Consider the following 20,783-nt stretch of genomic DNA (forward strand, 5'->3'; position numbering starts at 1 on the left):
CCCGCGGCCAGTATCGCGGCGGGCGGGACCGGCCCGGGGCGATACCGCGCCGGTCGCCCGGTCGGTACGCTGGCGGACAGCGCCCAGGGAGGGAGGCCCGTCGATGGATCAGCCGGACGGACCGAGCACCGCCCGCATGATCGACTACTGGCTCGGCGGCCGGCACCACCGTCCGGTCGACGTCGCCGCGGCCGCCGCGTTCGAGGCGGCGTACGGGCCCTGCGCGGCGATCTTCCGCTCGCTGCGCGGTTTCCTGGGCCGGACCGTTCGCGCCATGGCCGGCGACGGCGTGGACAGCTTCCTGGTCTTCGGTGCGGGCGTGCCCACCTGCGGAAACGTGCACGAGGTCGCACCGGAGGCGACGGTCCTCTACACCGACGTCGACCCGGAGACGGTCCGGCTCGGCCAGCGCCTGCTCGCCGGCAGTGACCGCGCCGGTTACGGCTACGGCGACGCCACCGACATCGGCACCGTCGACCGGGCGCAGCTGCACCGTTTCGTGCCGGGGTGGGGGAGACGGCCGGTAGGAGTGGTGTTCCTCGGGCTGGCCGCGTTCCTGGACGACGACACGCTCGCCCGTACGCTGGACGAGTTGTACCGGGCGGTCGCGCCGGGCAGCCGGCTGGCGATCGACTTCGACAGCGAGGAGCTGGCCGGGCATCCGCAGGCGCTGGCCATGATGGGCCCGGCGTTCCGGATGCGCGCGCCCGAGCGGTTCGCGCCGCTGCTGGGCCGCTGGCGTCCCACCGACGAGGGCGTCGTGCCGGTGGCCCGGTGGCGGCCCGAGGGTGAGCCGGAGCCGGTGCCGGACGCGTTCTACGGCGCGTTGGCGCTGCGGCCGGCGGACTGAGCCGCGCCGGTCGAGGCGGGCCGTTCGGCGGTCGGGGGTCCTTCGTATGATGTTTGCTCTGTAGCAATAGTCGTCATCGGAGGATGAGCATGCCGGAGGCGTCCGGATCGGTGTCACGTGCCCTGCGCACGGCGCCACCCGACCAGCTGGTGGAGACCGCGGACGCGGTGCTGCGCCAGACGCTCGGGGCCGCGCGGGCGGAGGTGTTCGTCGCCGACTACCGCGCCAGCGGCCTCTGGCCGGTGCTCGACCCGGACGTGCCCGACGGTGGCCCGTTGCCGGCACACACCGTGGCGCAACGCTGCTTCAGCAGCCAGGAGCCGGTCCTGGACATCATCGACGACGGCCGCTGCCGGGCCTACCTGCCGCTGTCGGTGTGGGGGGAGCGGCTCGGCGTCCTGATGGTCGAGCTGCCCGGTGACCCGGACGCGGCCACAGTGGAGGCGGCGCGGGACGCCGCCGGCGAGCTGGCCGTGGCCATCCGCGCGGCCGACCGGGAGACCGACAGGTACCGCCGCGCCCGGCGGCGGGAACGGCTGAGCATGGCTGCGGAGATGCAGTGGGACCTGTTGCCGGGGCGCAGCGTGCGCCACGGCGACGCGTTGCTGGCCGGGCAGCTCGAACCGGCGTACACGGTGGGCGGTGACCACTTCGACTGGTCGGTGGACTGTGAGCGGCTCACCCTCACCGTGCTCAACGGCACCGGCAGCGGGCTGGCCGCGTCGCTGCTCACGGCGATGACGGTGAACGCCATGCGCAACGCCCGGCGTTCCGGCGGCAGCCTGGTCGAGCAGGCGGAGCTGGCCTCGGACACCATCTACTACCAGCACCGGGGCGGCCGGCACGTGGCCACGCTGCTGCTGGAGCTGGACAGCCGCCGGGGCGTGGTGCGGGCGGTGGACGCCGGTTCCCCGCAACTGCTGCGGCTGCGGGGGAGGCGGGTCACCCCGATCGCGTTGGAGCAGCAACTGCCGTTGGGCATGTTCGCCGAGACCCGGTACGACGTGCAGGAGTTCACTCTGGAGCCGGGCGATCGTCTCTTCGTGGTCAGCGACGGGGTGTACGCGGCGGAGCCCGACGGGCAGGAGCCGTACGGCGTCCGGGCCATGGCGCGCGCGATGCGGGCTACTCGGCTGCAGCCGGCGACCGAGGCAGTTGGTACGGTGATGCGCGAACTGCATGCGTACCACGCCGACGCGGATCTCCGTGACGACGCGGTCGTCGTCTGCCTGGACTGGCGCGGTTCCGGCCGGTCCGACGACGTCACGGGGCAGTGATCGGGGCGGCGGAGCGAACACGAGCGGGACGATCGCAGGGGACAGCGGGTGGAGCGACCTCCGAATCTTGCCGCGGCCATCGAGTCGGCTGCCGAGGCGCTCATCGGTGTGCTCGACTCCGCGACCTCACGGCACACCGTCAGCGTCTCGCCGACGCAGCTGCGGGTGCTGTCGCTGATCGTGTCCCATCCGGACACCAACGTGAACCGGCTGGCCGAGCTGCTGGACGTGGTCCCGTCGTCGGCGAGCCGGCTCTGTGACCGCCTGGAGGCCGTCGGCCTGCTGCGCCGGGTGGCCGACCCGCGTGACAGGCGAGAGGTGCGCCTGATCCCGACCGCGGCGGCGGACACGTTGCTGCGCGACCTGCAGCAGCGCCGGCACCGTGCGGTCCAGGCGGTGCTCGACCGGATGCCCAACCGTGCGCAGCACGAGCTGCTGCTGGCGCTCGTGGCGTTCAGTCAGGCCGCCGCGGCGGTCGCGCCGCAGGCGGGCTCCGACTCCACCGCCCGCACCGCCTGAGTCCCACCCCGGGCGCTGATCCTGACCAACGGCCGTGATGGTCAGCTAGTGTCCTAGGATGCCATAGCGGTTGTGACGGTCCCCACCCTCACAACACTGAGCAACGGCGCAGCGCGGCCACCGGCCGGAGCGGGGGAGCCCGATATAGTGGCAGCGCAACTGAGCGGCCGGTGATCACCGGCCGCGTCGGGGGAGGTCCCAGCCCGGGATCACAGAGGGCGCCGGCGTCTGACCGGCCGGCAACGCGCACGTCCCTCCAGCGGCCGCTCGTCCGGCTGCCGGACCGTGCTGCGAAGGGAGGGTTCGGTGTCGCGTCGGCCGGCTCCAGCGGAGCACCCGGATTCCGGGGACGCCACGGTCGTGGGAGACCGCGTCCTCACGCTGCCCAACCTGATCAGCTTCGTCCGGCTCGTCGGCGTGCCGATCTTCCTCTACCTGTTCCTCGTGGTCCGCGCCGACGTCGCGGCCATCGTGGTGCTCGCCGTGGGCGGCACCAGCGACTGGGTGGACGGCTGGATCGCCCGCCGGCTGGGGCAGGTGAGCCGGCTCGGCGAACTGCTCGACCCGCTGGCCGACCGGCTCTACATCCTGGCCACGCTGCTGGCCTTCACCGCGCGGGAGGTGGTGCCCTGGCAGTTCACCGGGGCGCTGCTGGCCCGCGAGTTGCTGCTGCTGGTCTCTCTCGGCGTGCTGCGCCGCTACGGCTACGGCCCGCCGCCGGTGCACTACGTGGGCAAGACCGCCACCTTCCTGCTGCTGGCGGCGTTCCCGATCCTGCTGCTGGCCGACGCCGTGCCGGACATCGGCACCGCGGCCGGCGCGATCGGCTGGGGCCTGGGCTGGTGGGGTCTGGTCCTCTACTGGGTGGCCGGCGCGATGTACGTGGTGCAGGCGAGCCGTCTCGTACGGCAGATGCGGGCGCGGCGCGCGGAGGTGGCGGTGTGACCGGGCCGGCGTCCGGCGACGCGGAGAAGGAGCGCGACCCGTCGAGCCGGGTGTACGCGCCGGACTTCCTGACCGAGCTGTTCCGCAATCCGCTGGACCCGGGGTACGGGGACGCGGCGGCGCGCCGGGCGGCGGGTGGCATGTCGCGGGTGCGGCAGGTGCTGGGCCGCCCGGTGAGCCTGCTCGTCCTGGCGGTGATCGGGTTCCTGTTCGCGGTGGCGTACCGGGAGACGATGGCGGAGGAGCCGAGCCGGGCGACGGCGCGGGCGGGGCTGATCGCCGAGATCAAGGGGCGTGAGGCGGCGACCGACCGGTTGACCGAGCGGGCCGAGCAGTTGCGCGAGGAGGTCGGCCGGCAGCGGGACGCGGCGCTGAGCGGTTCGCAGGCGTCCCGGTTGCGCACGCTGGAGGCGGGCACCGGTCTGGCTCGGGTGCGCGGTGACGGCGTGGTGGTGCGGCTGGCCGACGCGACGGCGGACCAGGACGGCGTGACCAGCGGGGACGCGGGCCCGTCCCGGGTGCTGTACTCGGATCTGCAGAAGGTGGCCAACGCGTTGTGGGCGGCGGGCGCCGAGGCGGTGGCGGTGAACGGCCAGCGGTTGACCGCGACGTCGACGATCCGGTCGGCGGGTGAGGCGATCCTGGTGGACTACCGGCCGGTGACGGGCCCGTACGAGGTGCAGGCGATCGGGCCGCGGTCGATGCGGGACCGGTTCAACGAGAGCCGGGCGGCGGCGCTCATGCGTGAGGTGGCGCGGACGACGGGGCTGTCGTTCGGGGTGAAGCGGGTCGACGACCTCACCTTGCCGGCGGCGCCGCAGCCGCGGCTACGCTACGCCGAGCCTTCGGTCAGTCCGAGTCCGCGTCCGTCGGGTTCGGGGGCTGCCGGTTCGTCGAGTCCCGGGTCGTCCGGCCCGGGTGGTTCTTCCAGCCCCTCGGGAGGTGGCCGATGATCGCGGTGCTGGCGTTGCTCGCCGGTGTGGTGCTCGGGGTGTATCTGGACCCCACGGTGCCGGCGGCGTTGCAGCCGTATCTGCCGATCGCGGTGGTGGCCGCGTTGGACGCGGTGTTCGGTGGGGTGCGGGCGAAGCTGGACCGGATCTTCGACGACAAGCAGTTCGTGGTGTCGTTCATCTCGAACGTGCTGGTGGCGGGGTTGATCGTGTACCTGGGTGACCAGTTGGGCGTGGGTGGTCAGTTGTCCACGGGTGTGGTGGTCGTGCTCGGGGTGCGCATCTTCGGAAATGTGGCGGCGATCCGTCGGCACCTGTTCCGGGCGTAGGTTTGTGGCGATGAGTGAGGAACACAGGGAGACGGGGACGGGGTGGCCGCGTCCGGTGGAGCCGGAGCGGCCGTCGGGTCCGGCGGGTGAGCCGGATCCGCGCCCGGACGCGCCCGATCCGGACGAGTTGAGCCCGTTGGCGCCGGTGGAGCCGGCGCCGGATGAGTCGTCGGAGCCGGCGGAGCGGGAGGCGGTGCCGGAGTCCGAGCCGGAGCCGGGTGCGGTGGCGCGGCCGTCGCGGTCGCGGCGGTTCTCCTCGGCGGGTCTGATGATCGCGGTGCTGCTGGCGTTGCTGGGTTTCACGCTCGTGGTGCAGTTGAAGACGACGTCGACGGATCCGACGCTCGCGGCGACGCGGGAGGAGGATCTGGTGCGGATCTCGTCGGATCTGGATTCGCGGGAGCGGCGGCTGCGTCAGGACATCGACGCCCTGGAGGAGAGTCAGCGGCAGTTGCGCTCGGGTGAGCAGGGCCGGCAGGCGGCGCTGGAGGAGGCGACGCGGCGGGCGGACGAGCTGGGCATCCTGGCGGGTACGTTGCCGGCGGTGGGTCCGGGGCTGGAGGTGCGGTTCTCGGGGCCGGCGAAGGCGGTGTCGTCGACGCGGATCCTGGACGCGGTGCAGGAGCTGCGGGGTGCGGGCGCGGAGGCGATGCAGATCCAGGGCGCTGATGGTTCGGCGGTGCGGATCATCGCGTCGACGTATTTCGTGGACGGGGCCGATGGTGTTCTGGTGGTGGACGGGCGGCGGTTGACGGGTCCGTTTACGATCATGGTGATCGGGGATCCGGCGACGATGCGTACGGCGTTGAACATTCCTGGCGGGGTGGTCGCATCGGTGCGGGACGGCGGCGGTAACGTGACCTCCGAGGATCGTGAGGTTGTGGAGGTTTCGCAGCTGCACGCGCCGATCAAGCTGGACCACGCGCGGCCGGTTTCCTGACCGGGCGCGGCCGCGCCGGTTTTTCCGGTGCACCGATGACGAAGGACGCAGTTGGTGATTCCTGAGGATCTGCGGTACACCGCCGAGCACGAGTGGGTGGTCGGTGGTGACGGTGGTGTCGTCCGCGTCGGTATCACGCACTTCGCGCAGGACGCTCTGGGTGACATCGTGTTCGTGCAGCTGCCGGATTCCGGTTCGGTGGTGGCGGCGGGCGAGTCGCTGGGCGAGATCGAGTCGACGAAGAGCGTGTCGGAGATCTACGCGCCGTTGAGCGGCACGGTGGCGGCGCGCAACGAGGCGCTTGCCGACACCCCTGAGGTGATCAACACGGATCCGTACGGTGCGGGGTGGTTGGTGGAGATCACTCCGGATGATCCGGCGGCGGTCGAGGGGTTGTTGACCGCTGATGCGTACCGCGAGCTCACCGAGAGCTGAGTTCGTGCTGTTCCGGGCGGCGGCGTGGTTCCGCGCGTCCGGTTGCCCTGCATTTCGGCGCTGGCTAGGCTCGCCCAGTCGACCGAGAACCAATAGTTTGAGCGTTGCGGAATGCGCCTTCCCGGGCACGGGGAGCCAGCCGCCGGGTGTGGTGTTGCCCGGCGGCCAGACCCGCCATTTCCTGACGCCGACCGAACAGATCCGTGAGGTGGTCCCATGACGCGCCCAGACGACGAGTTCCCCCCGCTCGACGTCACTTCGACGCTCAATCTCGGTTCGCTCGACGAAGTGCTGGAGGGGCCGGACACCGATGTGGTGCCGAGCCGGATGTCCGGTTCTTTGCCGCCGGGTATGGCGTTGCTGGTGGTTCGCCGGGGTCCGAACGCGGGCGCCCGGTTCCTGTTGGACCACGACGTGACGACGAGTGGGCGGCACCCGGACAGTGACATCTTCCTGGACGATGTGACGGTGTCGCGTCGGCACGCGGAGTTCCACCGGGACGGTGGGACGTTCACGGTGCGGGATGTGGGCAGCCTGAACGGCACGTACGTGAATCGTGAGCGGGTCGAGGCGGCGACGTTGAGCAACGGTGACGAGGTGCAGATCGGTAAGTTCCGGGTGGTGTTCATCGCCGGTCCGCGCCCGGAGGGTGAGGCCGGCCGGGGGTGAACGAGCCTGCGGCTTCGACGCCGTCCGGGGCTGGGCGGGCGCCTGCGCTGATGAGTATCGGCGAGGTGCTGGCTCAGTTGCGGCCGGAGTTTCCGGACGTCACGATCTCGAAGTTGCGGTTCCTGGAGGCCGAGGGCCTGGTGGAGCCGCAGCGGACGCCGGCGGGTTATCGCAAGTACGGCTGGGACGATGTGGCGCGGCTGCGGTTCGTGTTGACCGCGCAGCGGGATCAGTATCTGCCGTTGCGGGTGATCCGGGAGCAGTTGGCCGAGTGGGACGGTTCTGGTCCGTCGCCGGGGCGGGGGCGGCCGAATCTGGTGGCTGTGGGTCCGGGTGGTGAGGTGCCGGGCCGGGAGCCGGTGGATTCGGTCGAGTCGTCGGAGGTGCGGCTGGACCGGGCGGGGCTGATCTCGCGTAGCGGCGTGGACGAGTCGACGCTTGCGGAGTTGGAGCGGCTCGGTGTGCTGGTGTCGGATCCGCCGGGGTGGTACGACGCGGATGCTTTGATCATCGCGAGTGCGGTGGCGGGTCTGGCGGCGTACGGGTTGGAGCCTCGGCATCTGCGGGCGTACCGGTCGGCGGCGGATCGTGAGGTCGGTTTGTTCGCGCAGCTTGTGGCGCCGTTGGCGCGGCAGAGTGATCCGGCGGCGCGGGCTCGTGCGGCGGAGACGGCGCGGGAGCTGGTGGCGTTGTCGCAGCGGTTGCACGCGGCGTTGGTGCGGGTGGGGCTGCGGTCGACGTTGGGCCGGTGAGGTTGTCGGTGAAGGGCCGGGTGTCGTGGACGCCCGGCCCTTCGTCGTGGGGTGGCGCGGAAAGATCTGGTCGGGGGAGCGTGTCGTAGGCTTGCCGGGGTAAGCCCCTCCGGCGAGGCGTGGTGCACGTAGCGTGTGGGACTCCTGTGTCCTGGTCCGTGTACCGTGCAGGGAGGGGCGCGGTGCAAGGTGACGACGACACGGAGGCGGCGGTGCGCGAGCTGAGCGTGGTCGGAGTTCGGGTGGAGTTGCCGAGCAACCAGCCGATCGTCCTGCTGCGGGAGGTCGAGGGGGACCGCTATCTGCCGATCTGGATCGGCGCGGTCGAGGCGACGGCGATCGCTTACGAGCAGCAGGGGGTCAAGCCGGCCCGGCCGTTGACGCATGATCTTCTGCGGGATGTGCTGGCGGCGTTGCAGGCGCCGTTGCGGGCGGTGGAGATCACCGAGTTGAAGGACAACGTGTTCTACGCGGATCTGCTGCTGGGTGACGGGGTGCGGGTGTCGGCGCGGCCGAGTGACTCGATCGCGTTGGCGTTGCGGGTCGGCGCTCCGATTCGTTGTGCGGAGCAGGTCCTCGGCGAGGCGGGGATCGTGATTCCGGACGAGCAGGAGGACGAGGTGGAGAAGTTCCGGGAGTTCCTGGATCAGGTGCGTCCGGAGGACTTCGCGGGTTGAGGTGTGCCCGGCCGGGTGGCCGGGGTCGGCGCGGCGGTGGTTGTCACTGTGGGTGATGGCTGGCCGCCGTGTGTCGTTGGTGCCGGGGGGTCGCGCGGCGTGTCGCGGTGTCTCCTGCGGGTGAAGTGCGGGCGGCGGCGATAGGGTTGCCGTGTCGAGGGGTGCGCGTGACGGGGAGTCGGCGCGGCACCGCCACGGACGCGGGGAGGTTGGTCCGGATGCACGAGCCGCGGGATCCTGGTCCGGGTGCGGAGCAGCAGGCGGGTGTGGGGCCTGAGTCGGTCGGTGACGGTGAGGTCGGCTACCGGGGTGTGACCGCGTGTTCGGCGGTGGGCATCAGTTACCGGCAGTTGGACTACTGGGCGCGTACGGCGCTTGTGGTGCCGAGTGTGCGTGATGCTTCGGGTTCGGGGACGTCGAGGTTGTACTCGTTCCGCGACCTGGTGGTGTTGAAGGTCGTGAAGCGGCTGCTGGACGCCGGGGTGTCGTTGCAGAACATTCGGAAGGCGATCGAGGCGTTGCGGTCGCGTGGGGTGGATGATCTTGCGGGCATCACGTTGATTTCCGACGGGACGACTGTGTATGAGTGCCGGTCGCCGGAGGAGGTGGTCGACCTGTTGCAGGGCGGCCAGGGCGTGTTCGGCATCGCGATCGGTGGGGCGTTCAAGGAGATCCAGGGTTCGTTGTCGCATCTGCCGGCGGAGCCGGTGGGTGGGCAGGAGCCGGCCGCTCCGGCGGCGGAGCCGGAGGCGGACGCGGTGGGTGACGAGCTGGCGGCGCGTCGGGCGCGGCGCCGGGCCGGGTGACCTGCGTCGCGTCTCGTTGACGGGATCGCGCCGCGCCCGAAAAGGGTGCGGCGCGATTCGTGTTTTGGTGACGGGGTGTGCTGTGCGGGGGCCAGGCGGGCCCGGTCCGGTGGTCGGGCGCGGCCCGGTCGGTGTATCCGCAGGTCGCGGCTGGTCGGTGCGCAATGTCCGAAAGGGACGGTACGCGCTGCGGGTTGACCGGGGGTGCTCGGCTGACTGCGGTGTGTTCATCGTATCCGCGGCTGTTGTTGACTGTCCGTAGTTGACGGTTCTCGGGATCGGGACAGGGGCGGCGTGAAGCGTGGTGGGGGGCGCGCTATCGTCCGTTCCGATCGTCGGCGTGTCGACGTCACGGTGGAACGCTGTGTGACTTCGCGCGCCGGACGGTGAGCCCCTGACGCGGCGCTGCCCGCGGACCCCTGGTGGAAGGACCGAGCATGACGGTGACGAGCGAGACCACCCCGATCTCCCATTACGAGCGCATCGGCGGCGCGGCGGCGGTGAAGGCCGCTGTGGAGTTGTTCTACGACAAGGTGCTGGCCGATGCGGATCTCGCGGGCTACTTCACCGGGGTGGACATGGTGGAGCAGCGGCGGCACCTGGCGCTCATGCTGGCGGTGGTGCTCGGTGGGCCGAACGAGTACGCCGGTCGTGGGCTGGCCGAGGCGCACCAGCCGTTGAACATTCCGGGTGAGCACTACGCGAAGGTCGGTGAGCACCTGACGGCGACGCTGGTGGAGCTGGGCGTGCCGGCCGACGTGATCGCCGACGTGCAGGTCGTGCTCGGGCAGGTCCGCGATCAGGTCGTGTCGGCGGGGGATGCCTGAGCGTGGACGCGGCACGGCTGAAGCAGAGCTGGTCCCTGGTCGCCGCGCACGGCGACCAGGTGCCGCTCTACTTCTATTCGACGCTGTTCCTGGCGCATCCGGAGACCCGGCAGATGTTCCCGACGAACATGGCCGGGCAGCGGGATCGTCTGGTGGCGGCCCTGGGGCATGTGGTGTCCCACGTGGACCAGGTGGATCAGCTGGTCGGGTTCCTGCGGGACCTGGGCGCGGATCACCGGAAGTTCGCGGTGCGCGCGGAGCACTATCCGGCGGTCGGTGAGGCGCTGCTGGCGACGTTGCGGCATTTCTGCGGTGAGGCGTGGACCGACGAGCTGGCGGCCGACTGGACCGCGGCGTACGGCCTGGTGGCGCAGGTGATGACCGACGGCGCGCAGGCGGCGGAGTCGCAGTCGCCGCCGTGGTGGGTGGCGGAGGTGCTGTCGCACGAGCAGCGCACGTTCGACGTGGCGGTGCTGACGGTGCGCCCGCAGTATCTGCTGCCGTTCAGGCCGGGGCAGTCGATCGGGGTGTCGCATCCGGCGGTGCGGTCGTGGCGGTACTACTCGCCGGCGAACGCGCCGCGTTCGGACGGCACGGTGGAGTTGCACGTGCGGGCCGCGCCGGGTGGCGTGGTGTCGTCACGTCTGGTGTACGGGTGCGCGGCGGGTGATCAGATCCATCTGGCGTCGCCGGTGGGTGAGCGGTTGACGTTGTGGCAGGCCGGGTCGTCGGATCTGCTGCTGTTGGCCGCCGGGACCGGCTGGGCGCCGGTGAAGGCGCTGGTGGAGCAGGTGGCGGCGGAGGGTTCCGGGCGGCGGGTCGACCTGTATGTGGGGGCCCGTTCGCGTACGGAGTTCTACGACAGTGAGGCGATCGACAAGCTGGCGGCGACGCATCCGTGGTTGCGGGTGTCGTACGTGGCCGGATCGGATCCGCAGCGGCCGGGGGAGATGGTGCGGCTGGCCGACCGGGTGCTGGCCGACGGGGACTGGCGGTCGAGACACGTGTACGTGTGCGGGTCCGACGAGATGGTCGGTGACTCGGTGGCGGCGCTGACCGCGGCGGGTTACCAGCCGGGCCAGCTGCACCACGAGGGTTTCGGCAAGCACTGGTACGGCCCGTCCTGGCGGACGGTGGCCGAGGGAACAGAGGTGATCCGGTGAGCGCGAGGAGTGAGCCGGGGTTGCGAGCCCCGCAGTCGCGAACAGAGGTGATCCGGTGAGCGCGAGCCCGATCAGCAGCTATGACTCGCAGCACGTGTCGGGTCCGGTGCAGGTGCGGCTGACCGCGGACCGGGTGCGTCGGTGGGAGTTCGGGTCGGCGGCGTTCACCCGGCGCGGGTACGACCCGGCGGACGTGGACCGGTTCCGGTTGCAGGTGGCCGACGAGCTGGATCTGCTGGCGGCGCAGGTGGGGGACCTGCGGGCGGAGAACGAGCGGCTCAACGACCATCTGGAGCTGCACCGGCACGGGGTGATCCCGAGCGCGGAGAAGGCGCCGGCGGCGCCGGCGGCGAAGGAGGTCAACCTGCTGTCGGCGGCGCAGCGGGAGGCCGAGCAGATCATCGCGCAGGCGCACGACTACGCGCGCCGGGTGGCCGAGTACGCCCGTACCCAGTACGAGAGTTACATGCGGGCGGCGGCGGAGGAGGCGAAGCAGGAGGCCGAGCGGGCGGTGGCGGAGTACCGCAGCGCCGCCGGGGGCAGCTTCGACGACTCGGTGGCGACGCGGGAGGCGCTGCGGATCTTCGGCGAGATGATGATCTCCCACATGCAGGCGGCGGCGCGGCATCTCGACGACGGTAGTGAGCAGTTGGCGCGCACGATGGAGCGGATCTCCCGGGAGTTGCCGGCGGCTGGTGGCGGCGCGCCGCAGCCGGCGTTGCCCCGGCATCAGCGGTGACCGTACCGCCCGGCCTGCGGTGCGGCGGGCCGGGCAGTATGGCTCAGGTGGTGACGGCGGTGATCGCTTCGGCGATGGGCGTGTCGCCGCCGACCAGTTCGAGGGTGTGCCCGGCGGTGCCGGGGGCGTACAGCAGGGCCAGCAGGACCCGGGCGACGTCGGCGCGGCTGATCGCGCCGCCGGTGACGTGCCGGGCCAGCGTGATGCGGCCTTCGGGTTCGTCGTCGGTGAGCCGGCCGGGCCGCAGCACCGTCACGTCGAGGTCCCGGCCGGTGACGTCGTCCTCGGCGGCTTTCTTGGCCCGCAGGTACGCCGCCCACACGTCGTCGGTGCCGTCGGCGGGTGCGTCGTCCACGCCCATGGAGGAGACCAGCAGGTAGCGGCGTACGCCGGCTTGTGCGGCGGCGTCGGCGAGCAGCACGGCGGCGCCGCGGTCGACGGTGTCCTTGCGGGCGGCGCCGCTGCCGGGTCCGGCGCCGGCGGCGAACACGACGGCGTCGGCGCCGGCCAGGTGGGCGGCGAGGGTGTCGACGTCGGTGTGTTCCAGGTCGCAGAGGACCGGTTCGGCGCCGGCGGCGCGTAGCGCGGCGGCGTGGTCGGGGTTGCGGATGAGCCCGAGCGCGGTGTCTGCGCGTCCGGCCAGTTCCCGCTCCAGCAGTTTGGCGATTTTGCCGTGCCCTCCGGCGATGACGACGCGCATGCGATCAACGTAGCCCGGCCGGGCGCGCCCCGCCGGGCGTCCGGGTGGGAGGTGCGGGTCCGGCGAGGGACCATGGACGGGTGAGTGAGGCGTTCGAGGCGTTGGCGCGGCTGGTGGCCGCCGGGGACGTGGTGGTGCTCAGCGGCGCGGGCCTGTCCACCGAGTCGGGCATTCCGGACTACCGGGGGCCCAGCGGCGCGTCCCGCCGGCACACCCCGATGACGTACCAGGAGTTCACCCGGGATCCGCTGGCGCGGCGGCGGTACTGGGCGCGCAGCCACCTGGGCTGGCAGACCATCGCGCGGGCCGCCCCGAACGAGGGGCACCGGGCGGTGGCGCGGCTGCAGGCGGCCGGGCTGCTCGGCGGCATCATCACGCAGAACGTCGACGGGCTGCACACCGCCGCCGGCGCCAGCGGGGTGATCGAGCTGCACGGCCGCCTCGACGAGGTGACGTGCCTGGACTGCGGCAACGCCACCGGCCGCGAGGAGCTGCACCGGCGCCTGTCGGAGGCGAACCCGGGTTTCGACGCGCGGGTGGCGCGCGTCAACCCCGACGGCGACGTGGACCTGCCGGACGAGGCGGTGACCGGGTTCCGCACCGTCGACTGCGCGCTGTGCGGCACCGGCATGCTGAAACCGGACGTGGTGTTCTTCGGCGAGACGGTGCCCGCGCCGCGGGTGGCCGACTGTTTCGCGCTGGTGGAGGGGGCCCGGGCGCTGCTGGTGCTGGGGTCGTCGTTGACGGTGATGTCGGGGCGGCGGTTCGTGCTGCGCGCGGCCCGCCACGGCATCCCGGTGGCGATCGTCAACCAGGGCGTCACCCGCGGCGACGGGTACGCGGCGCTGCGCCTGGACGCGCCGCTGGGCGCCACCCTGCGCGCGCTGGCGGACCGGTGCGCGGCGGCCCCGGCGCCGGTGTGATCGACAACCCCGGGACATGAGCCGGAAACACGCCCGCTGGTAGCGTTGGGGGTGCCGGTACCACCCACGTGGGAGAGACCGCCGATCCCGGCGGCGCCGAAGGGGCAGATTCTCCCCGGAACCTCTCAGGCAAAAGGACCACGTGGGCAGGCGCTGTGGAGCGCGTCAGCGCGACTCAGGGGGAGGCCGACCCGTCGACCTCGCCCCCCAAGGAGCGCAGCGCATGACCGCAGAGCAGTTCGCCGACCGGCACATCGGCCCCGGCCCGGCCGACGAGCGCCGGATGCTGGAGGCCGTCGGTTACGGCTCCGTCGACGAGCTGATGGACGCCGCGATCCCCGAGGTGATCCGCTGGCACGGCACCCTGGACCTGCCCGCCCCGGCCAGTGAGCGGGAGGCGATCGCCGAGCTGCGCGCCCTCGCGTCGCGCAACACCGTCGCCGTGTCCATGATCGGTCTGGGTTACCACGGCACGCACACCCCGGCGGTGATCCGCCGCAACGTGCTGGAGAACCCCGCCTGGTACACCGCGTACACGCCGTACCAGCCGGAGATCAGCCAGGGCCGGCTGGAGGCGCTGCTGAACTTCCAGACCATGGTCACCGACCTGACCGGTCTGGCCACTGCGAACGCCTCGATGCTCGACGAGGGCACCGCCGCGGCCGAGGCGATGACCCTCGCGCGCCGCGCGTCCAGGAGCAAGAGCCCGGTGTACGTGGTCGACGCCGACGCGCTGCCGCAGACCGTCGCGGTGATCACCAGCCGCGCCGAGCCCCTCGGCATCGACGTGCGGGTGATCGACGTGGAGCGTGACGAGCTGCCGGCGGAGTTCTTCGGCCTGCACCTGCAGTACCCGGGCGCGTCCGGCGCGGTCCGCGACGACCGGGCGCTGGTCGAGGCGGCGCACGGCGTGGGCGCGCTGGTGACGGTCGCGGCGGATCAGCTGGCGTTGACGCTGCTGCGCCCGCCGGGCGAGATCGGCGCCGACATCGCCGCCGGCACCACCCAGCGGTTCGGTGTGCCGATGGGCTTCGGCGGCCCGCACGCCGGTTACCTGGCGGTGCGCTCCGGGCTGGAGCGGATGCTGCCGGGCCGCCTGGTCGGGGTGTCCCGCGACGCCGACGGCAACCCGGCGTACCGGCTGGCGTTGCAGACCCGCGAGCAGCACATCCGGCGGGAGAAGGCGACCAGCAACATCTGCACCGCGCAGGTGCTCCTCGCCGTGATGGCCGGCATGTACGCCGTCTACCACGGCCCGGACGGGCTGCGCGCCATCGCCCGGCGTACCCATGAGGCGGCGGCGCGGCTCGCGGCCGGGCTGCGGGCCGGCGGCGTCGACGTGGCCGACGTGCCGTTCTTCGACACCGTCACCGCTGTCGTGCCGGGCCGGGCCGCCGAGGTGGTGGCCGCCGCGGCGGCGCGCAACGTGAACCTGCGGCTGGTCGACGCCGACCGGGTCGGCGTGTCCTGCGACGAGACCACCACGGCCGCGCACCTGCAGGCGGTGTGGGCGGCGTTCGGCGTCGACGGGTTCGACGGCGAGGTCGACGCGGCCCTGCCCGACGGGTTGGCCCGCACGTCGGAGTTCCTCACCCACCCGGTGTTCCACAGCCACCACTCGGAGACGGCGATGCTGCGCTACCTGCGCCGCCTGGCCGACTTCGACTACGCGCTGGACCGGGGCATGATCCCGCTGGGGTCGTGCACGATGAAGCTCAACGCCACCACCGAGATGGAGCCGATCACCTGGCCGGAGTTCGCGCACCTGCACCCGTTCGCGCCGAACGCGCAGACCACCGGGTACCGGGAGCTGATCGCGCAGCTGGAGGGCTGGCTGGCCGAGGTCACCGGCTACGACGCGGTCAGCGTGCAGCCCAACGCCGGGTCGCAGGGTGAGCTGGCCGGGCTGCTGGCGATCCGCGGCTACCACCGCGAGCGCGGCGAGGCCCACCGCGACGTGTGCCTGATCCCGTCGTCGGCGCACGGCACCAACGCCGCGTCCGCCGTGATGGCCGGCATGCGGGTCGTGGTGGTCGGCTGCGACGCCGACGGCAACGTCGACCTGGTCGACCTCGACGCGAAGATCGACAAGCACCGGGACGCGCTCGCCGCGATCATGGTGACGTACCCGTCGACGCACGGCGTGTACGAGACCGGCATCGCGCAGTTGTGCGCGAAGGTCCACGACGCGGGCGGTCAGGTGTACGTCGACGGCGCGAACCTCAACGCGCTGGTCGGGTTCGCCAAGCCGGGCCGGTTCGGCGCGGACGTGTCGCACCTGAACCTGCACAAGACGTTCTGCATTCCGCACGGCGGCGGCGGTCCCGGCGTCGGGCCGGTGGCGGTGCGTTCGCACCTGGCGCCGTTCCTGCCCGGCGACCCCCTCGGTGCCCCCGCCGAGGGGCGGCCGGCGATCTCGGCGGCCAACCACGGGTCGGCGGGGATCCTGCCGATCCCGTGGGCGTACCTGCGGATGATGGGCGGCGACGGGCTGGCCCGCGCCACCGGCGTGGCCGTCCTGGCCGCGAACTACGTGGCGGCGCGGCTGCGTAACCACTTCCCGGTGCTGTACGCCGGCAACAAGGGCCTGGTCGCGCACGAGTGCATCCTGGACCTGCGGCCGCTGACCAAGGCCACCGGCGTGAGCGTGGACGACGTGGCGAAGCGGCTGATCGACTACGGCTTCCACGCGCCGACGATGTCGTTCCCGGTGGCCGGGACGCTGATGGTGGAGCCGACCGAGAGTGAGGACCTGGCCGAGCTGGACCGGTTCTGCGACGCGATGATCGCGATCCGGGCGGAGATCGACAAGGTCGGCTCGGGGGAGTGGCCGGCGGGGGACAACCCGCTGTCCAACGCGCCGCACACCGCGGCGATGGTGTCGGCCGACGAGTGGCCGCACCCGTACCCGCGGTCGGTGGGCGCCTACCCGGCGGGCGTGGACCGGGCGGGCCGCTACTGGCCTCCGGTGCGGCGCGTCGACGGCGCGTACGGCGACCGGAACCTGGTCTGCTCGTGTCCCGCGCCGGAGGCGTTCGAGGACTGAGCGGCGAACGCCGGGGCGGTGGGCTCTCGCCGCCCCGGCCGGCGCGCCGGCCGGTCATGACCGGCGCGTACGCTCACTGACGCTGCGTGATGGCTCAGGCCACGAGAGCGTGACGGGCCGGACCCCGGTGCGGGGCGATGGTGCGTCCGTCGGGGAGCAGCTCACCGGTGTCCTCGAAGACGATGACACCGTTGCAGAGCAGGCTCCAGCCCTGCTCAGGGAAGCAGGCGAGGACGCGGGCGGCCTCGCGGTCGGTCGCGTCGGCGGAGGGGCAGGTGGGCTGGTGCTGACACATCGGGTTCTCCGGACTGTGGGGGCACTGTGTCATGGTTCACATGACCAGTGACGCACAGTACCAAGGAAAACTGAGCGGCAACGAGCAAGGATGCGTCTTGTTCACCGAGAATGGGCTGAACGGATGACCCGTAACGGGCCAGACGTTGTGGAAGCGCTCCCACAGGTGGAGGTCGATACCCCCGGCGCCCCGCCCGGATGCCGTCGCCGACTGGTCGAGACGGCCCGCCTGCACTGGTCCGCCACCGACGGCGGCGACCCCGCTGACCTGGCACAACGCTTCCTCGCCGCGCACGGCGTCACCCGCGACGACCTGACCCGCCCCGGCCGCCACGACCCCGACGACGCGGTCTGCGGCGCGGCGCTCTACCTGTCCGCCGCCGCCGGCGCGTACACCCTCGGCGTGTCGCCCGGCGCGCCGAGCCCCGCGCCGACGCTGCCCGACCTGGTCGTGGTCGTCTACCACCACACCGACCGGCCCACCCCGGCCCTGCCACCGGCCCGCGCCGGGTGGCGGCTCGGACCGTGGCGCGACAGCTGGACCCCGGCCGCGCACGCCGCCGCCGTCGACGCGGTCCGCGCCGCCATCGCCCGCGGCGACGTCTACCAGACCAACCTCGTCGGCCACGCCGCCGCCCCGTACACCGGCGACCCCCGGCCGGCGCTGGCCCGCCTCGCCGCGCTGCCCGGCGCCCGCTACGGCGGCACGCTGCGCGGGCCCGGCTGGGCGCTCGGCTGCGCCTCCCCGGAGACCCTGATCGCGGTCGAGCACGGACGGCTGGTCACCCGCCCCATCAAGGGCACCCGCCCGGCCACCCTCGCCGGCCGCCGCGAGCTGCTCGCCTCGGCCAAGGAACGCGCCGAACACGTCATGATCGTCGACTTGGAGCGCAACGACCTGGCCCGCGTCGCCCGCACCGGCTCGGTGCGCGTCGACGAGTTGTTCGCCGTACGCCGCTGGTGTGACCTGTGGCAGGCGGAGTCGACGGTGTCCGCGGCGCCCGCCGACGGCCTCGGCCTGGCCGACCTGCTGCGCGCGGTCTGCCCCGGAGGTTCGGTCACCGGCGCCCCGAAACGCGCCGCGCTGGCGCAGATCGCCGCGCTGGAGCCGGTCGGACGCGGCGCGAGTATGGGCGCGCTCGGCTGGGTCGGACCCGATCGCCTCGACCTGGGCCTGACCATCCGCACCGCCGCCGCCGACGGCGACCTGCTGCACCTGTGGGCCGGCGGCGGCATCACCTGGGACAGCGACCCGGCCGCCGAGGTCGCCGAGGCCGCCGCCAAGGCCGCCCCGATCCGCGCCCTGCTCGCCGGCTGACAGGCCGGCGCCGTCGGCCCTTCTCGCGGCGGCCGGCGGCTCCGCGGGCCGGTTGCGGCCGTGCGCGGCGGCTCAGCCGGCGGCGAACTCGTCGAGGGCGGCGACCACCCGCTCGCTGATGCCGTGCCCGCCGCCGTGCCCGCCGGACTCCACGATCTCCAGCCGCGCATCAGGCCAGTCCCGGTTCAGCAGCCAGGCGATGTCCGGCGGGCCGCTGACGTCCAGCCGGCCCTGCACCAGCACCCCCGGAATGCCCGCCAGGCGGCCCGCGTCGCGCAGCACCTGCCCGTCCGGCTGGAAACCCCGGTTCGCGAAGTAGTGCGTCACCAGCCGGGCGAACCCGTACCGGAACACCGGATCGGCGAACCGCGGATCCGGCGCGTACCCGCCCGCGAGGGACACGTGCACGTCCTCCCAGTCGCACCAGTCCCGCGCCGCCCGCTCCCGCACCGCCGGGTCCGGGTCGTCGAGCAGCCGCGCGTACACCGCCGACAGGTCACCGTCGCGGTCGGCCTCCGGCACGCCGTCGCGGAACCGCGCCCACTCCTGCGGGAACACCCGGCCCATGTCCCGGGTCAACCACTCGATCTCCCGGCTGGTGTTGGCGACCACGCTGAACAGCACCAGCTCGGTGACCCGCTGCGGGTGCCGCTGCGCGTACGCCAGCGCCAGCGACGACCCCCACGACGCGCCGCACAACAGCCACCTGTCGATCCCCAGGTGCGCGCGCAGCACCTCCATGTCGGCCAGCAGATGCCCGGTGGTGTTCACCGACAGGTCCGTGGCCGGATCCGACGCCAGGGGAGTGCTGCGCCCGCAGCCACGCTGGTCGAACAACACGACCCGGTACGCGGCCGGGTCGAACAGCCGCCGCCACCCCGCGCCCGCGCCCGAACCCGGCCCGCCGTGCACCACCCGCGCCGGCCGGCCGTCCGGATTACCGCACGTCTCCCAGTACACGCGCTGCCCGTCCCCGACGTCCAGCAACCCGTGGGCGTACGGCTCGATCGGCGGATACATGCGGCGGCCTCCCAGCGTCGGTGTCCGCACACCCTACGAGCGTCGCCGCCCCGGCGGGTGCCCCCCGCGCAGCGGTAAGCAACGGATAGCCTTCCGGACATGACTATGCGCCCGATCCGGATCATCGGCGACCCCGTGCTGCGCACCCCCAGCGAACCCGTCACCAGCTTCGACGCCGAACTGCGCGCCCTCGTCACCGACCTGATGGACACCCTGCTCGGCGCACCCGGACGCGCCGGCGTCGCCGCGCCCCAGATCGGCGTCAACGCCCAGGTGTTCGTCTACGACGCCGACGGCCGGCGCGGCCACATGATCAACCCCACGTTGGAACTGTCCGACGAACTCCAGGACGACGACGAGGGCTGCCTGTCCATCCCCGGCCTGTACTTCCCGACCCCCCGCGCCCTGCACGCCACCGCCCTCGGCTACGACCAGCACGGCGCACCCCTCACCATCACCGGCAGCGGCTTCCTCGCCCGCGCCCTGCAACACGAGACCGACCACCTGCGCGGACGCCTCTACGTCGACACCCTGCGCGGCGACACCCGCCGCCGGGCCCTGCGCGAGATCCGCGCCGGCCGATTCGACTCACCCAGCCGCGGCCGCTGACGTCAACGCGCACTCGGTGAACCCGGCCACCCGGGAGAACCCCAACCGCTCGTACAGCCGCACCGCCGCCGCGTTGTCCGCCCGCACGTTGAGCGTCACATGATCCACCGACGTGCGCAGCCGCGCGCACAACGCCGCCACCACCCCCGCGCCCAGACCCCGACCCCGCACGTCCGGATGCGTCGTCACGTTCCCCAACGCCGCCACCCGCCACCGCGGCGAGAACACGTGCACCCCCGCCACCGCCACCAGCCGGCCCCGCTCCCGCACACCCACGTACTGGCCCGTGTCCAGCATCCGCGGATCGAACCAGTTCCCCGGATACGCCACCGCGTACAACCCGGAAAGCTCCACCGCGTCCGCCGGCCCCAACGGCTCACCCACCGCCGGCACCGCCGCCAACCGACCCGGATCCGTCAACGCCATCCGGTGATGCGCCGCCGCCTCCGACACCACGAACCAGCGGCCCACCACCGCCTCCAGCCCGGGGGACAGGTGCGCCCACATCCGCGCCGGCAACACCGGCGCCGCCTCCGCCAGCAACCCCGCCAACTCCGGCACCCGATCCGGCGCCGCGAACGCCAGCAACGTCGGCAACTCCACCCCGTGATACAGCAACACCACCTGGTCGCCACGCCGGAACCACGACGTGTACGGCCAGAAGAAATCGTCCAGATCACCCAACTGGTACGCGTGCAACACCGGATCCCGGCCCAACAGACCCGCCAGCACCGCCCGATCGTGCTCCGCCCGCACCGCCACCGCGATCAGCCCGCCAACCACTGGTCGTAACCCAACCGGGCCACCAACGCCAGCACCACCACCAGCAGCACCACCCGCACGAACCCCGCACCCCGCCGCAACGCCATCCGCGCGCCCACCGCCGCCCCCACCACGTTGCACACCGCCATCGCCGCACCTAACGCCCACCACACGTGCCCCGTCAACCCGAACACCACAAGCGCACCCAGATTCGTACCCGCGTTCACCAC

General features: G+C 72.6%; 23 protein-coding genes, 1 pseudogene and 1 riboswitch. Of the genes and pseudogenes, 19 read left to right on the forward strand and 5 right to left on the reverse strand.

Annotated elements, in window-relative coordinates; all coding sequences use genetic code 11:
• The first annotated feature begins 103 nt into the window (after positions 1 to 103).
• From BAW75_RS27370 to BAW75_RS33275, 15 genes are all read left to right on the forward strand, one after another.
• Positions 104 to 850, forward strand: coding sequence for an SAM-dependent methyltransferase (locus BAW75_RS27370; protein ID WP_069089631.1), 747 nt, complete (start codon positions 104 to 106; stop codon positions 848 to 850).
• Positions 851 to 939: 89 nt separating this feature from the next.
• Entirely contained in the window at positions 940 to 2,127 is a 1,188-nt protein-coding gene (locus tag BAW75_RS27375) for a PP2C family protein-serine/threonine phosphatase (protein WP_043323981.1), read from the forward strand.
• 48 nt (positions 2,128 to 2,175) lie between these two features.
• Positions 2,176 to 2,646, forward strand: coding sequence for a MarR family transcriptional regulator (locus BAW75_RS27380; protein WP_043323983.1), 471 nt, complete (start codon positions 2,176 to 2,178; stop codon positions 2,644 to 2,646).
• A 306-nt stretch (positions 2,647 to 2,952) separates the two neighbouring features.
• Positions 2,953 to 3,591 (forward strand): cardiolipin synthase ClsA, encoded by a 639-nt coding sequence (clsA, locus tag BAW75_RS27385; RefSeq protein WP_104115426.1) that lies wholly within the window; start codon positions 2,953 to 2,955, stop codon positions 3,589 to 3,591.
• Complete coding sequence (locus tag BAW75_RS27390) at positions 3,588 to 4,544, forward strand: DUF881 domain-containing protein (protein WP_043323986.1); 957 nt, start codon at positions 3,588 to 3,590, stop codon at positions 4,542 to 4,544. Before clsA ends, BAW75_RS27390 begins: the two co-directional genes overlap by 4 nt.
• Complete coding sequence (locus tag BAW75_RS27395; RefSeq protein WP_007071104.1) at positions 4,541 to 4,873, forward strand: small basic family protein; 333 nt, start codon at positions 4,541 to 4,543, stop codon at positions 4,871 to 4,873. Before BAW75_RS27390 ends, BAW75_RS27395 begins: the two co-directional genes overlap by 4 nt.
• A gap of 10 nt (positions 4,874 to 4,883) precedes the next feature.
• A complete protein-coding gene (locus BAW75_RS27400; RefSeq protein ID WP_043323991.1) occupies positions 4,884 to 5,813 on the forward strand; it encodes a DUF881 domain-containing protein in 930 nt (309 codons plus the stop codon).
• Between the two features lie 54 nt (positions 5,814 to 5,867).
• Positions 5,868 to 6,248, forward strand: coding sequence for a glycine cleavage system protein GcvH (gcvH, locus tag BAW75_RS27405; protein WP_043330119.1), 381 nt, complete (start codon positions 5,868 to 5,870; stop codon positions 6,246 to 6,248).
• A 216-nt stretch (positions 6,249 to 6,464) separates the two neighbouring features.
• On the forward strand, positions 6,465 to 6,917 hold the full coding sequence (gene odhI, locus BAW75_RS27410; protein ID WP_030503922.1) for an oxoglutarate dehydrogenase inhibitor Odhl: 453 nt from the start codon (positions 6,465 to 6,467) through the stop codon (positions 6,915 to 6,917).
• Positions 6,918 to 6,967: 50 nt separating this feature from the next.
• Entirely contained in the window at positions 6,968 to 7,669 is a 702-nt protein-coding gene (gene ftsR, locus BAW75_RS27415; protein ID WP_176722889.1) for a transcriptional regulator FtsR, read from the forward strand.
• A 212-nt stretch (positions 7,670 to 7,881) separates the two neighbouring features.
• Entirely contained in the window at positions 7,882 to 8,346 is a 465-nt protein-coding gene (locus tag BAW75_RS27420) for a bifunctional nuclease family protein (RefSeq protein WP_043330120.1), read from the forward strand.
• Between the two features lie 218 nt (positions 8,347 to 8,564).
• Complete coding sequence (locus tag BAW75_RS27425) at positions 8,565 to 9,152, forward strand: MerR family transcriptional regulator (protein ID WP_069089854.1); 588 nt, start codon at positions 8,565 to 8,567, stop codon at positions 9,150 to 9,152.
• A 437-nt stretch (positions 9,153 to 9,589) separates the two neighbouring features.
• Positions 9,590 to 9,979: a group I truncated hemoglobin gene (locus BAW75_RS27430; RefSeq protein WP_069089632.1), complete on the forward strand. Its 390-nt coding sequence runs from the start codon at positions 9,590 to 9,592 to the stop codon at positions 9,977 to 9,979.
• Between the two features lie 2 nt (positions 9,980 to 9,981).
• On the forward strand, positions 9,982 to 11,142 hold the full coding sequence (locus BAW75_RS27435; RefSeq protein WP_064445942.1) for a globin domain-containing protein: 1,161 nt from the start codon (positions 9,982 to 9,984) through the stop codon (positions 11,140 to 11,142).
• 55 nt (positions 11,143 to 11,197) lie between these two features.
• Positions 11,198 to 11,881, forward strand: coding sequence for a DivIVA domain-containing protein (locus BAW75_RS33275; protein ID WP_064445943.1), 684 nt, complete (start codon positions 11,198 to 11,200; stop codon positions 11,879 to 11,881).
• Positions 11,882 to 11,924: 43 nt separating this feature from the next.
• Here BAW75_RS33275 and BAW75_RS27445 read toward each other — a convergent pair whose 3' ends face one another.
• Complete coding sequence (locus tag BAW75_RS27445; protein WP_104115428.1) at positions 11,925 to 12,581, reverse strand: NAD(P)H-binding protein; 657 nt, start codon at positions 12,579 to 12,581, stop codon at positions 11,925 to 11,927.
• Between the two features lie 80 nt (positions 12,582 to 12,661).
• On the opposite strand from BAW75_RS27445, the gene BAW75_RS27450 reads away from it, so the two are divergent.
• Positions 12,662 to 13,504: an NAD-dependent protein deacetylase gene (locus BAW75_RS27450; RefSeq protein WP_104115430.1), complete on the forward strand. Its 843-nt coding sequence runs from the start codon at positions 12,662 to 12,664 to the stop codon at positions 13,502 to 13,504.
• Positions 13,505 to 13,563: 59 nt separating this feature from the next.
• Positions 13,564 to 13,655: riboswitch (glycine riboswitch) on the forward strand.
• Between the two features lie 72 nt (positions 13,656 to 13,727).
• Positions 13,728 to 16,550 (forward strand): aminomethyl-transferring glycine dehydrogenase, encoded by a 2,823-nt coding sequence (gene gcvP, locus BAW75_RS27455; protein WP_104115431.1) that lies wholly within the window; start codon positions 13,728 to 13,730, stop codon positions 16,548 to 16,550.
• Positions 16,551 to 16,644: 94 nt separating this feature from the next.
• On the opposite strand, the gene BAW75_RS27460 is transcribed toward gcvP, so the two are convergent.
• The gene (locus tag BAW75_RS27460) at positions 16,645 to 16,845 is read right to left on the reverse strand and encodes a DUF5999 family protein (protein ID WP_013286363.1); all 201 of its coding nucleotides are present in this window, start codon (positions 16,843 to 16,845) and stop codon (positions 16,645 to 16,647) included.
• Positions 16,846 to 16,968: 123 nt separating this feature from the next.
• Between BAW75_RS27460 and BAW75_RS27465 the strand changes: the two genes are divergently transcribed.
• Entirely contained in the window at positions 16,969 to 18,162 is a 1,194-nt protein-coding gene (locus BAW75_RS27465; protein ID WP_104115432.1) for a chorismate-binding protein, read from the forward strand.
• A 72-nt stretch (positions 18,163 to 18,234) separates the two neighbouring features.
• On the opposite strand, the gene pip is transcribed toward BAW75_RS27465, so the two are convergent.
• Positions 18,235 to 19,182: a prolyl aminopeptidase gene (gene pip, locus BAW75_RS27470; protein WP_104115434.1), complete on the reverse strand. Its 948-nt coding sequence runs from the start codon at positions 19,180 to 19,182 to the stop codon at positions 18,235 to 18,237.
• 99 nt (positions 19,183 to 19,281) lie between these two features.
• On the opposite strand from pip, the gene BAW75_RS27475 reads away from it, so the two are divergent.
• A complete protein-coding gene (locus tag BAW75_RS27475) occupies positions 19,282 to 19,791 on the forward strand; it encodes a peptide deformylase (protein WP_104115436.1) in 510 nt (169 codons plus the stop codon).
• Here BAW75_RS27475 and BAW75_RS27480 read toward each other — a convergent pair.
• Positions 19,771 to 20,574, reverse strand: coding sequence for a GNAT family N-acetyltransferase (locus BAW75_RS27480; protein ID WP_104115437.1), 804 nt, complete (start codon positions 20,572 to 20,574; stop codon positions 19,771 to 19,773). The genes BAW75_RS27475 and BAW75_RS27480 overlap by 21 nt on opposite strands.
• Positions 20,559 to 20,783: pseudogene (locus BAW75_RS27485) on the reverse strand (sulfite exporter TauE/SafE family protein); the annotation flags it as partial. The gene BAW75_RS27480 and the pseudogene BAW75_RS27485, both read right to left, overlap by 16 nt.

Origin of the sequence: Micromonospora chalcea, assembly GCF_002926165.1 — a bacterium.
Lineage (GTDB): Bacteria > Actinomycetota > Actinomycetes > Mycobacteriales > Micromonosporaceae > Micromonospora > Micromonospora chalcea.

Bases quoted from the DNA above. Each gene is read 5' to 3' on its own strand.
- BAW75_RS27370 (WP_069089631.1), top strand. From the start codon at position 104: ATGGATCAGCCGGACGGACCGAGCACCGCCCGCATGATCGACTACTGG.
- BAW75_RS27375 (WP_043323981.1), top strand. From the start codon at position 940: ATGCCGGAGGCGTCCGGATCGGTGTCACGTGCCCTGCGCACGGCGCCA.
- BAW75_RS27395 (WP_007071104.1), top strand. From the start codon at position 4,541: ATGATCGCGGTGCTGGCGTTGCTCGCCGGTGTGGTGCTCGGGGTGTAT.
- BAW75_RS27400 (WP_043323991.1), top strand. From the start codon at position 4,884: ATGAGTGAGGAACACAGGGAGACGGGGACGGGGTGGCCGCGTCCGGTG.
- odhI (WP_030503922.1), top strand. From the start codon at position 6,465: ATGACGCGCCCAGACGACGAGTTCCCCCCGCTCGACGTCACTTCGACG.
- ftsR (WP_176722889.1), top strand. From the start codon at position 6,968: ATGAGTATCGGCGAGGTGCTGGCTCAGTTGCGGCCGGAGTTTCCGGAC.
- BAW75_RS27425 (WP_069089854.1), top strand. From the start codon at position 8,565: ATGCACGAGCCGCGGGATCCTGGTCCGGGTGCGGAGCAGCAGGCGGGT.
- BAW75_RS27430 (WP_069089632.1), top strand. From the start codon at position 9,590: ATGACGGTGACGAGCGAGACCACCCCGATCTCCCATTACGAGCGCATC.
- BAW75_RS27445 (WP_104115428.1), bottom strand. From the start codon at position 12,581: ATGCGCGTCGTCATCGCCGGAGGGCACGGCAAAATCGCCAAACTGCTG.
- gcvP (WP_104115431.1), top strand. From the start codon at position 13,728: ATGACCGCAGAGCAGTTCGCCGACCGGCACATCGGCCCCGGCCCGGCC.
- BAW75_RS27460 (WP_013286363.1), bottom strand. From the start codon at position 16,845: ATGTGTCAGCACCAGCCCACCTGCCCCTCCGCCGACGCGACCGACCGC.
- BAW75_RS27465 (WP_104115432.1), top strand. From the start codon at position 16,969: ATGACCCGTAACGGGCCAGACGTTGTGGAAGCGCTCCCACAGGTGGAG.
- pip (WP_104115434.1), bottom strand. From the start codon at position 19,182: ATGTATCCGCCGATCGAGCCGTACGCCCACGGGTTGCTGGACGTCGGG.
- BAW75_RS27475 (WP_104115436.1), top strand. From the start codon at position 19,282: ATGACTATGCGCCCGATCCGGATCATCGGCGACCCCGTGCTGCGCACC.